At 43.2% G+C, this 11862-nt stretch carries 8 protein-coding genes; 3 read left to right on the top strand and 5 right to left on the bottom strand.

Features of this window, described 5'->3' with window-relative positions; genetic code table 11:
• Window positions 1–550: 550 nt before the first annotated feature.
• A complete protein-coding gene (gene rfaH, locus AB6C75_RS14950; protein WP_017096859.1) occupies window positions 551–1057 on the top strand; it encodes a transcription/translation regulatory transformer protein RfaH in 507 nt (168 codons plus the stop codon).
• An 82-nt stretch (window positions 1058–1139) separates the two neighbouring features.
• Here rfaH and asnB read toward each other — a convergent pair whose 3' ends face one another.
• The 4 genes from asnB to nagA form a co-directional block, all read right to left on the bottom strand.
• Window positions 1140–2810: an asparagine synthase B gene (gene asnB, locus AB6C75_RS14945; protein ID WP_017096860.1), complete on the bottom strand. Its 1671-nt coding sequence runs from the start codon at window positions 2808–2810 to the stop codon at window positions 1140–1142.
• Window positions 2811–3044: 234 nt separating this feature from the next.
• The gene (locus tag AB6C75_RS14940; RefSeq protein WP_009847336.1) at window positions 3045–4631 is read right to left on the bottom strand and encodes a cation:proton antiporter family protein; all 1587 of its coding nucleotides are present in this window, start codon (window positions 4629–4631) and stop codon (window positions 3045–3047) included.
• A gap of 83 nt (window positions 4632–4714) precedes the next feature.
• Window positions 4715–5929, bottom strand: a complete 1215-nt coding sequence (locus AB6C75_RS14935) for an ROK family protein (protein ID WP_009847335.1) — start codon at window positions 5927–5929, stop codon at window positions 4715–4717.
• Between the two features lie 2 nt (window positions 5930–5931).
• Window positions 5932–7068 carry an N-acetylglucosamine-6-phosphate deacetylase gene (gene nagA, locus AB6C75_RS14930; RefSeq protein WP_372108066.1) on the bottom strand — a complete coding sequence of 379 codons (1137 nt, stop codon included), beginning with the start codon at window positions 7066–7068 and terminating at the stop codon, window positions 5932–5934.
• 475 nt (window positions 7069–7543) lie between these two features.
• Here nagA and nagE point away from each other — a divergent pair, with 475 nt between their 5' ends.
• Together nagE and glnS are read left to right on the top strand one after the other, a co-directional pair.
• Complete coding sequence (gene nagE / locus AB6C75_RS14925) at window positions 7544–9103, top strand: N-acetylglucosamine-specific PTS transporter subunit IIBC (RefSeq protein ID WP_372108065.1); 1560 nt, start codon at window positions 7544–7546, stop codon at window positions 9101–9103.
• Between the two features lie 302 nt (window positions 9104–9405).
• Window positions 9406–11073 (top strand): glutamine--tRNA ligase, encoded by a 1668-nt coding sequence (gene glnS, locus AB6C75_RS14920; RefSeq protein WP_017103235.1) that lies wholly within the window; start codon window positions 9406–9408, stop codon window positions 11071–11073.
• A 198-nt stretch (window positions 11074–11271) separates the two neighbouring features.
• Here glnS and fcrX read toward each other — a convergent pair whose 3' ends face one another.
• Window positions 11272–11721, bottom strand: coding sequence for a ferric iron uptake transcriptional regulator FcrX (fcrX, locus tag AB6C75_RS14915; protein ID WP_004734226.1), 450 nt, complete (start codon window positions 11719–11721; stop codon window positions 11272–11274).
• Window positions 11722–11862 lie beyond the last annotated feature (141 nt).

The following is an 11862-nucleotide window of genomic DNA, read 5'->3' as shown; positions in this document are numbered from 1 at the left end:
CTCACTCTACCATTTACCCAGAAATCAAGCTCATCTAAGCGGAGAAGAGCCGTTTTACTAATTTTAGGTATTAAAAGATTTTATAGTCATTCATGTATACACAGTAGGGTAAAAGTCTGCAATAGGCATATTTTGTGGTCACGATAACTTGGTTTTGCTAAAGTGTTGATATTAAATAAATTTACTTTTAATGTGGCCCATTCTGCTTGTGCTGCAAACTAATTTTCCATATTTGACCTGGTTGGTTAGTAACCTTTTTTAAGATCCTATCCAATAAAAATGTTTAGATCTATTGCCCTAGCCTATCGTTATGATCTTATAGGGAATGTTATTCATATTATCTGCGATATACATATGCTTACAGCAATGAGTCTTTTGATCTCTAAATGTTCCTTGTACAATGACTGACCAAATTTTTTACCTATGACTTTTTGGTTGATAAGTCTGTCTGTTGCGCGTAATTTCTCGCTTATCAGGACTCATTTATTAACGGCGACTAAACTGTTTTAGGCTGTGGTTAAATGTCCAAAGAACGAAGATGGCGAGTTAAATGAAACGTTGGTATTTACTTTACTGTAAGCGTGGTGATCAAAAACGCGCTCAACAGCACCTAGAAAATCAGGGGGTAGAGTGCTTTTACCCTCAAATCGATGTCAAGAAGGTCGTGAGAGGGAAAGAGAAGCAGGTCAAAGAACCGCTGTTCCCGTCTTATATCTTTGTTCGCTTTGATTATGAGCAAGGCCCTAGTTTTACGACAGTTCGTTCGACTCGTGGTGTTGTCGACTTTATTAAGTTCGGTGCAAGGCCGTATGAAGTCCAAGGTGATTTGGTTTTTGAGCTAAAAGAGTTCGAGAAGTGTTGCAGTAGCGAAGTTGAAGATTGCTGTGTTGAATTTGAGACAGGGCAAGTTGTCAAAATTAATAGTGGCCAGTTTGCGGGTGTTGAAGCTATTTACCATCAGAAAGATGGCGAAGCTCGATCCATTATGCTCGTAAAAATGATCAGCCAAGTGGTTCCGATCAGTATTGAAAACGAAGCACTACAAGCTCACGTATAAGTGAAATATTAAAAAGTAAAAACTAGGCTTAAAACAAAAAGGCGCATAATGCGCCTTTTTTAGTATTTGATTTTTCAAACGCTTAAGCGTTATAGGCGTCGTTGTGAACGGCTTGTACCGCACGGCCTGATGGGTCTACACAGTTTTTGAATGACTCATCCCACTCGATCGCTTTTGCTGATGAACAGGCAACTGAAGGGCCGCCAGGTACACACTCTGCCGCCGATTCTAGAGGGAATAGCTCCTCAAAGATTTCACGGTAAGCATAACCTTCTTTGGTTGTTGGTGTGTTGTAAGGGAAACGGAACTGAGCAGCTTCCATTTGTTGATCCGTTACTTTTTCTTCAGCCGTTACTTTCAATGTATCAATCCAGTCGTAGCCAACACCATCAGAGAACTGTTCTTTTTGGCGCCATGCGATTGAATCTGGTAAGTAGTCTTCAAAACACTCACGTAGGATGTGTTTCTCCATTTTACCGTTACCGCACATTTTGTCTTCAGGGTTTAAACGCATAGCCACATCGATGAACTCTTTATCCAAGAATGGTACACGACCTTCGACTCCCCATGCTGCAAGTGATTTGTTTGCACGAGCACAGTCAAACATGCTTAGAGCAAGAAGTTTACGTACCGTCTCTTCGTGGAACTCTTTTGCGTTTGGCGCTTTATGGAAGTACAGGTAGCCACCAAAGATTTCATCAGCACCTTCACCAGAAAGTACCATTTTGATACCCATTGCTTTGATCTTACGAGCAAGCAAGTACATTGGCGTCGATGCACGAATGGTCGTTACATCGTAAGTTTCGATGTGGTAGATAACATCACGGATTGCATCTAAGCCTTCCTGAATGGTGTAAGTCATCTCATGGTGTACAGTACCGATTTTGTCCGCAACTTCACGTGCAGCAATCAGATCGGGAGCATTTTCTAGGCCAACAGCAAATGAGTGTAGTTGTGGCCACCAAGCTTCTGATTGCTCGTCATCTTCGATACGCATTGCTGCAAAACGTTTAGCGACTGCAGAAGTGATTGATGAATCAAGGCCACCAGATAGAAGTACACCGTAAGGAACGTCAGTCATTAGTTGACGCTTAACAGCAGCTTCTAGCGCTTCAGTTAGCTCTTCTTTGCTTGTGCTGTTACCTTGAACGGCTGCGTATTCGTTCCAATCGCGGATGTAGTAGCGTTGAGGTTCTGCATCTTTAGAAGAGTAGAAGCTACCAGGAGGGAACTCACTGATCGTCTTACAAACTGGAACCAGTGCTTTCATCTCTGAAGCAACGTAATAGTTGCCGTGCTCATCGTAGCCTTGGTAAAGTGGGATGATACCGATGTGATCACGGCCCACTAGGTACTCGTCTTTCTCTTCGTCATATAAAACGAATGCGAAAATACCGTTAAGTTCTTCTAAAAGGTCCGCGCCCATTTCTTGGTATAACGCTAGGATAACTTCACAGTCTGAATCAGTCTGGAACTGGTACTTATCTTCATAGCGTGCGCGAAGTTCTTTGTGGTTATAAATTTCGCCGTTCACTGCAAGAATGTGCTTTTTATCTTGGCTGTATAGTGGTTGTGCACCACTGTTTAAGCCGACGATAGCCAAACGCTCGTGAGCAAGAATGGCTTTTTCACCAGCATAGATACCAGACCAATCTGGGCCACGGTGACGAAGCTTTTTAGACATTTCTAAAGCAATAGGGCGAAGTGCTGCGGCATCACTTTTAATGTCGAGAATGCCAAATACTGAACACATAGAACTTCCTTTTAAATAATTTCTAAATCAACTGTATTCAATTTGCCATTCTGGCTAAAAAAAGCAACCGAATGTGAGCAAAAAAATAATATAAAGGGGTTTGTGTTAGAAATTATCTAATTTTAAAGTGGTTTTGGTGAGTGGCGTCTAATTGCGGTTGGTTTTTTAAACAAAAACCTCTCAAAAGTGCAAAAAAATCGCAATTTTGAGAGGTTAAATGGAACGTGTTGAATATCATATTTTATTGATGTTCGGATTCAATTGTTCACAAACATGTCGGGCAAAACCGCTACCAGCTTCGCTGTAAATGTTAAATGCCGCATCGACGCCATTCTCTTTCAGTGTTTCGAGCTGATCTGGATATTCGGCAATTGCCGCTATTTGACCTTTAAAGTTTCGTGATTTTAATTGTTCTAAGGCGGTTTGATTACCTTGGTGGTGAGGCATAGCCAAGATCACCAGTTTTACGTTTGCTGTGTCTAAGATTCGTTCCCAGAAATCCGGGTCAGTTGCGTCACCAGAAATAACGTTTCTGCCATGGCTTCTGTGGTTATGTGCCGCGTCTTCACGAACTTCTACACCTAAACTCACTTTGCCGTAGCGTGAGCGTAATTCGTCGTAGGCACCAGTACCAATGCGTCCCATACCAAGAATTAGAACCTGAGCCCGACCTGGGTCAATTCGTTTGTCACGTTGGTGGAGCTTCTCAGCAGCGTGCTCTTTTAACCAGCGACCTGATTGTTGATAAAGTTTGTGACCCGCTTTGTTGAGAGGTGCAGCGATTAAGAACGACAATGAAACGGCTATAGCCACTGCCACCAAGATGTCGCCAGACATCCAGCCCATCTTAAAAGCAAGGCCACCGACGATGAGGCCAAATTCACTGTAGTTAAACAGTGACAAAGAAGTGAGTAGGGAGGTTCGAACACGGAACTTGAATCGGTTTAGTACCAAGAAGTACAGAACGCCTTTCACTGGCAGTAACAATAAGAACAAGACTGCAAGCATAAAACCCTGAATAGTTGGCTGTTCTGACAAGCCAATATTCAAGAAGAAGCAGACGAGGAAAAGCTCTTTGAGGTTAAACAGCGACTTCGATAGCTCTGAAGCTTTTGGGTGACCGGCTAATAGCATACCTAGGATAAGGGCTCCTAAGTCTGGTTTTACTCCTACAAACTGGAACAAGCCAGCACCAACAACTAATGCGAAGAAGATACCGAATAGCACCAACATTTCACCGTGCCCAACCCAATCGAGGACTTTGTAGAACAATGGGCGAAAGAAAGGCAAAGCGAACAGTGCGATCGCATACCACTCTGGAATTTTGCCCGTCGATGCAGTCAAGAATACGACAGCAAAGATATCTTGCATGACCAGAATGCCAATCGCTAGTGTGCCATAGGTAGCATTCATTTCCCCTTTCTCTTGTAGAGACTTGACCGCAAATACAGTACTAGAAAATGAAAGAGCAAAACCGAGTAGAACGATCTGTTCTATTGACATGGCTGCTAGAGATGAAATACCTAGGAACTTAAAACCAAATAGAGCGGCTGCAAAAAACAGAGTGGATAAAAGATTGTGGATTGTTGCGCCAGCCCAGATCTCTTTAGAGAGTAGGGTTTTGATGTCCAGCTTTAAGCCAATAGTAAATAAGAGAAGGGTGACACCAAGGTCAGCCAAAGTAATGATGGTGTCATTGGTTTCAAAGCCAAGGGCATAAAGCCCGAAACCTGCAACCAAAAAACCAACTAATGGGGGGAGGTGGCATTTTAAAGCAATAAATCCTGCGATAAACGCAGTGGATATTAATATAAGTTCCATAACTTGTTGTTGTAGTTCCCTAGCTTAAAAAAACGGGCCGTGTTTATACAAACACGGCCCGCGGAAAATCAGAATTGTTTTCTTTAGTCTTCAAGAAGCTTTTGCAGTAACACACCGTTGAGCATGGCGCGCTTAATCATGGCAAAGGCTCCCATCGTAGGATGTTTATCGATCTGTGATGCTACAATAGGCAGGCCGCTATGGAAAGTCGTTAACGACTGATTCTCTACATTGCGCTTAATTGCAGGGAAAACAATCTCTTGTGCCTTCGTAATATCACCAGCAATGATAACTTTCTGAGGGTTAAACAGGTTAATCGTCATCGCGATAGCCTTACCTAACTGGTTTCCTACTCGAACTAAGCTTTGTTTCGCGAGTTCATCGCCATTGATTGCGTGGTCACAAACATCTTGAATCGTAATATGTTCAAGTTCCGTTAAAGAAGATTCATAGCCTTGCTTAATGAGCTTCTGTACTCGATCAACAATGGCAGGGTTTGCCGCTACGGTTTCAAGACAACCGAAGTTACCACACTGGCACTGTTCTCCTAGCGGATCAATTTGGATATGACCAATTTCACCCACGTTACGGTTATGGCCTAAGAAAACCTGGCCATTAACGATAATACCAGCACCCGTACCACGGTGCACACTGACCAAAATAGAATCTTGACTGTCTTTACTTGCACCGAAGTAGTGCTCAGCAAGCGCCATTCCTCTAACGTCATTACCAACAAAACAAGCCACATGGAAAGTGTCGCGAATAATGTCGCTCAATGCGAGGTTATCGATGTCCGTATTTGGCATGTACTCAACAACACCGGTTGTTGGGTTAACCAAGCCTGGAAGGGTGACACCAATGGCAATCAGTTGGTCGATCTTTGGCTGATGCTCAGCAATGAAAGCCTTGAGGTTATTGACCAAGCCTTGTGTAAGGTCTGATTGGTCTGAATAATCCAGGTCTTGTTGTTGGAAAGCCAACTCACGACCGCCAAGGTCATGAAGGCTTATTTGAATATAGTCTCTACCTAAGCGTACAGCGACAGAATGAAAAGGGTCGACTTCTGTGGTTAGGGAGATCGCGCGTCTACCGCCAGTAGACGCTTGTTGCGCAACCTCTTTAATGAGGCCGCGCTCCAAAAGTTGGCGGGTAATTTTTGTAACACTTGCCGGTGCGAGTTGGCTTACATCAGCCACTTGTATACGACTGATAGGCCCTTGCTGGTCTATTAGTCGGTATACCGCCGCACTGTTTAGTTGTTTAACTAAGTCTACGTTACCTATTTGTCCGCCATTCATACTTAATTGTGCTCGTATTGTCCATTAACAACAGTCGCTTTAACGTTAAAGTCTCGGTCAAATACAGCTAGGTTTGCAACCATGCCTTTTTTGATTCGACCTAGCTTGCTTTCTACACCGATAGCCGTAGCTGGGTATAGCGTAGCCATGCGAAGAGCTTCGTCTAAAGCGATACCAGCGTGCTCAACTGTATTCTGAACTGCTTCAATCATAGTCAGAGCTGAGCCGCCCAGTGTGCCGTTTTCATCAACACACTTACCATCTCGGTAATATACTTTCTTACCGACAAAAATAAAGTATTCCATGTCAGCACCTGCAGGAGCTGTGGCATCCGTCACTAATACTAACTTTTCTCCCTTGATTTTGTGCGCAATTCTGATGTTTGCGTAATCAACGTGGAAGCCGTCGGCGATGATACCTGCATAAACTTCTGGCGTGTCGTAAATCGCGCCAACAAGGCCAGGTTCACGACCAACCATAGGGGTCATTGCATTGAATAGGTGGGTAGCGAAAGTGATACCAGATTCGAAACTTTGTCGAGCTTCTGCGTAAGTCGCGTTTGTGTGGCCGATAGAAACGACAACGCCTGCTTTGTGTAGGCGCTCGATATGTTCTGGATCATTAAGCTCTGGTGCCAATGTTACTTTTGAAACTAGGTCGCTGTTCTCGCAAATCAGTTCAATCATTTCGCTGTCTGATTTACGAATGTGATCGACGCTGTGGATGCCTTTTTTTGCAACGTTTAGGTATGGACCTTCAAGGTGCAGACCTAGTGATTGGTTTTGGTACTGGTTGTGATATTCACGAGCTGCAGTAATAACTGCACGCATATCTTCGTCTGAAGAAGTGATGAGCGTTGGCAGGAAGCTAGTACAGCCTGATTTAAGGTTTGCTTCGTGCATGATCTGCATTGTTTCTGCCGTGATCTCATCGTTAAGCATTACACCGCCACAACCATTCAGTTGTAAGTCAATGAAACCTGGGCTTAGGTTTGCTCCGTTTAGATCGCGAACCTCGATTCCTTCTGGCAATTCAGAGATAGGACAGACTTTTTTGATCAGTTCATTTTCTATTACGACGGCATGATCGGTTAGAACATCACTACCAGTGTAAATTTTACAGTTACTTAGCGCGTACATAGTCAGCTAATCCTTATTTCGTGAGATCTTTTAAATTTGTTCGTTACCTAAATGTGGACTTAGTTTGCGAGCATCATTTACGTAACGATTTATCTTTTATGGGCGAACGGCTTCAAAATGGGAAGCTATTTAAGTTGTTGAAAAACATATGAACAATTGATCTTTATTATACATTTAGGTTCATTGTTAATGATTATTCATAGGGTAATCTAAAGTTAGGAATATCATGTTTTTGCCTAATGATTAGATTTGAATTTTATCTATAAACGCTCATTTTTTTGAATGATAAAATAAGTTTTATGATCTCGCTAGCAAAAACCTCTGGATTTGGTGAAAACTGGTGATTAGGATCACAAATGGTAAGGTTTTAATTTGCGGGGCAAAATTAATTGAATACACTGAATAGGACTAAATTGAGCGACTAAAATAAGTTTCTCAAATGAATTCTAAAAAATCCTATAGGGGGAAACAACTGGTGAATATTCTAGGATATGCACAGAAGCTAGGTAAGGCATTAATGCTACCTATCGCAACACTTCCGATTGCGGCGCTTCTACTACGTTTAGGTCAAGGCGATCTACTTGATATTCCATTCATGGCAGAAGCTGGTGGAGCTATCTTCAGTAACCTACCATTGCTATTTGGTCTAGGTATCGCGATTGGTCTTTCTAAAGACGGTAACGGCGCAGCAGGTCTTGCTGGTGCAGTTGCTTACTTCGTACTAACAGCGACAGCAACAACAATTAACGCTGACGTAAACATGTCATTCTTCGGCGGTATCTTCGCTGGTATCATCGCAGGTCACTCTTACAACGCTTTCCATGCAACACGTCTTCCTGAGTGGCTGGCTTTCTTTGCGGGTAAACGTTTAGTACCTATCATGGCTGGTCTATTTGCACTTGTTGCAGGTGCTGTGTCTGGTGTGGTTTGGCCTGGTGTTCAATCTGGTCTAGACGCACTGGCTCACGCAGTATCAACATCTGGCGCTATTGGTCAATTCGTTTACGGTACTCTTAACCGTGCACTTATCCCTGTAGGTCTACACCACGTATTGAACTCATACTTCTGGTTCGGTATGGGTACATGTCAAGAAATCATCGTTGCTGGTCAAGGCGCATTCGCTAACATCACTCAACTTTGTGTTGACCCATCACTAGCTAAAACTCTAGTTGTTGGCCAAGAGCACACATTCACATTCGCTAACTCTGTGACTCCAGAAATCACTACTGTAGTTAAAGAAGTGACTGAAACGGTTAAATCTGGCGACCTACACCGTTTCTTCGGTGGCGATAAAGGCGCTGGCGTGTTCATGAACGGTTTCTTCCCAGTAATGATGTTCGGTCTACCAGGTGCTGCACTTGCAATGTACCTAGCTGCTCCTGCTGAAAAACGCAGCCAAGTTGGTGGCGCACTGTTCTCAGTTGCATTCTGTTCATTCCTAACAGGTATCACAGAGCCGCTAGAATTCATGTTCGTATTCCTAGCTCCTGCTCTATACGCAATGCACGCTGTATTTACAGGTCTGTCTCTAGTAGTTGCAAACATGTTTGGTACTCTGCACGGTTTCGGTTTCTCTGCTGGTCTTATCGACTTCGTATTGAACTGGGGTCTAGCAACTAAACCATTCGTACTACTACTAATCGGTCTTGGTTTCGGTGCTCTATACTTCTTCACTTTCTCTTTCGCAATCCGCGCTTTCAACTTGAAATCGCCAGGTCGTGAAGATGATGACGAAGCTGTAGCCGCTCCTGCTGGCGACGCACCAAAAGGTGAAGTTGCACGTCAATACCTGAAAGCACTAGGTGGTCACGACAACCTAACTTCAATCGACGCTTGTATCACTCGTCTACGTCTAACTCTTAAAGACCGCTCTATCGCAGATGAAGCTGTTCTTAAGAAGCTTGGCGCTAAAGGTGTGGTTAAACTAGGTGAAAACAACCTACAGGTTATCCTAGGCCCACTAGCTGAAATCGTAGCTGGCGAAATGAAAGCTATCGGTGCAGGTGAAGACCTATCTGATGTAAAACTTCCATAGTGACGGAAGTACTTAATTAAGAAGTAAAGTTACTCTTAAGTAAGTTTCAAATTGAAAGCCTCCCAAACGGGAGGCTTTTTTGTGCCTACTGTTTAAGGTCAATGAACCCGGTTCGTTCTATTCTTCATCGAATAGCAGAAATAATCGCAATTAACGGACGGTTCTTATTGTGCAAAGGCGAAGAATTGTGGATGATTAGCAACAATGATCTTTCTATCTTTGACAGGCGCTGTAAGCGACCATTTTCATTGGTACAAAAGATAACTTTCTCTGACAATACTAAATACATAGAGGTGCTATAGATGAGTGAAGCTGAGGCTCGTCCATCGAATTTCATTCGCCAAATTATCGATAAAGATTTAGCGGATGGTACACACAGTAGCGTGCATACTCGTTTCCCGCCGGAGCCAAATGGCTACCTGCACATTGGTCACGCTAAATCTATTTGCTTGAACTTTGGTATTGCTCAGGACTACCAGGGACAATGTAATCTTCGTTTCGATGATACAAACCCTGAAAAAGAAGACGTTGAATACGTTGAGTCAATTAAGAATGATGTAAGCTGGTTAGGCTTTGAATGGTCTGGTGATATTTGTTACTCATCAAACTACTTCGATACGCTTTACGCTTATGCTGTGGAATTAATTAATAAAGGCTTAGCGTACGTTGACGAGCTAAGTCCTGATCAAATCCGTGAGTACCGTGGCACGCTAAAAGAGCCAGGTAAAGCGAGCCCATACCGTGATCGCAGCCCTGAAGAGAACTTAGCGTTGTTCGAAAAAATGCGTGACGGTGGCTTTGAAGAAGGTAAAGCGTGTCTACGTGCTAAGATCGACATGAGCTCTTCATTCATGGTTATGCGCGATCCTGTTATCTACCGTGTTCGTTTTGCTCACCACCATCAAACTGCTGATAAGTGGTGCATTTACCCAATGTACGACTTCACTCACTGTATCTCTGATGCGCTAGAGGGTATTACGCACTCTATCTGTACTCTTGAGTTCCAAGACAACCGTCGTTTGTATGACTGGGTTCTAGATAACATCACGATTGATTGCCAACCTCGTCAGTACGAGTTTAGCCGCCTGAATCTTGAATACACGGTAATGTCGAAGCGTAAGCTGAACCAACTTGTGGTTGAAAACCTAGTTCAAGGTTGGGATGACCCGCGTATGCCTACTATCTCTGGTTTGCGTCGTCGTGGCTTCACTTCAAGCTCGATTCGTGAATTCTGTAAACGTATTGGTGTGACTAAGCAAGAGAACATGATTGAGTTCGGTTCACTTGAATCTTGTATCCGTGATGATCTGAACGAAAATGCACCTCGTGCAATGGCTGTTCTTGACCCTATCAAGGTCGTGATTGAAAACTACGACGCTGATACAGTAGAAACATTGACGGTAGCAAACCACCCGAACAAGCCAGAAATGGGTACTCGTGAAGTACCATTTACACGTGAAGTTTGGATTGAGCGTGATGACTTCCGTGAAGAAGCAAACAAAAAGTACAAGCGTTTGGTTCTAGGTAAAGAAGTTCGTCTACGTGGTGCTTACGTGATCAAAGCTGAACGTATCGAAAAAGATGCAGAAGGCAACATTACGACTATCTTCTGTTCTTACGACAATGAAACATTGGGTAAGAACCCTGCAGATGGCCGTAAAGTGAAAGGCGTTATTCACTGGGTATCGGCTGATAAAGCGTTGCCTGCTGAGATTCGTTTATACGATCGTCTATTCACAGTGCCAAACCCTGCCGCTGCTGATGATTTCGCTGCAACGTTAAACCCTGAATCACTTGTTACGCTAAACGGTTTTGTTGAACCTAGCCTAGCAGAAGGTGTGGCAGAGCAAGCGTACCAGTTTGAACGTACAGGTTATTTCTGTGTAGATTCGAAAGACTCTAAAGCAGACGCGCTAGTATTCAACCGCACGGTTGGTCTACGTGACACTTGGGGTAAAACTGAGGCTTAATGACTTTGTTTTTCTCTACTCTATTTTTCCAAGCTCTGTTTCTCGGAGCTTAGTTTCTCAAGAGACGCTTAATAAAAAACCGGCTTAGAGCCGGTTTTTTTGTGTCTGGGAAATAACCAAATTGTGGGCCAAGCTACCGTGATTCTTAATACAATATCAGCCCAAATAAAAAACGCCGGCCTAAGCCAGCGTTCTGTGTTACTTCTTCGCTTTATGTGCGTCTGGGTTGCCTTTGCAATCCCCAGTGATGCTTTTACCATACAGATACAAACTGTGGTTAGTTAGCTGTACATTGTAGCGTTGAGCGATTTCTTTTTGTCTTTCTTCGATAAGATCATCAGAGAACTCGATAACTTCACCGCAGTCTAAACATACTAGGTGATCGTGGTGATGCTGTGTTGAAAGTTCGAATACAGACTTACCACCTTCAAAGTGGTGACGAGTTACAATGCCTGCATCATCGAATTGGTTTAGTACGCGATAAACGGTCGCAAGACCAATCTCTTCACCTAAGTCGATCAGCTTTTTATATAAATCTTCAGCACTAATATGTTGGCAGTCTGGTTGTTGTAATACTTCTAAAATTTTGAGCCGTGGGAGGGTCACTTTAAGACCAGCATCTTTTAGCGCTTGATTATTGTCTGACATATACTTTCCTGTTGATGATCTGCAGCAATTAACAGAATTCAATATTAATACCATTATAGTTTAGTCAGGCATAACAATAAACCACGAACTTCAAAGGGTTACTCACTGACATCACAATCTGTTTTGTAAATTGGAAGTATC

The sequence above is a fragment of the Vibrio sp. 10N.237.312.B06 genome, assembly GCF_041464685.1.
Lineage (GTDB): Bacteria > Pseudomonadota > Gammaproteobacteria > Enterobacterales > Vibrionaceae > Vibrio > Vibrio tasmaniensis_A.
Note: the sequence above shows the minus strand (reverse complement) of the source record. Positions and strands in the feature narration are given on the sequence as shown.

Excerpts from the sequence above, each read along its gene's own strand:
- glnS (WP_017103235.1), top strand. The coding sequence starts at position 9,406 with ATGAGTGAAGCTGAGGCTCGTCCATCGAATTTCATTCGCCAAATTATC.
- rfaH (WP_017096859.1), top strand. The coding sequence starts at position 551 with ATGAAACGTTGGTATTTACTTTACTGTAAGCGTGGTGATCAAAAACGC.
- AB6C75_RS14940 (WP_009847336.1), bottom strand. The coding sequence starts at position 4,631 with ATGGAACTTATATTAATATCCACTGCGTTTATCGCAGGATTTATTGCT.
- fcrX (WP_004734226.1), bottom strand. The coding sequence starts at position 11,721 with ATGTCAGACAATAATCAAGCGCTAAAAGATGCTGGTCTTAAAGTGACC.
- asnB (WP_017096860.1), bottom strand. The coding sequence starts at position 2,810 with ATGTGTTCAGTATTTGGCATTCTCGACATTAAAAGTGATGCCGCAGCA.
- AB6C75_RS14935 (WP_009847335.1), bottom strand. The coding sequence starts at position 5,929 with ATGAATGGCGGACAAATAGGTAACGTAGACTTAGTTAAACAACTAAAC.
- nagA (WP_372108066.1), bottom strand. The coding sequence starts at position 7,068 with ATGTACGCGCTAAGTAACTGTAAAATTTACACTGGTAGTGATGTTCTA.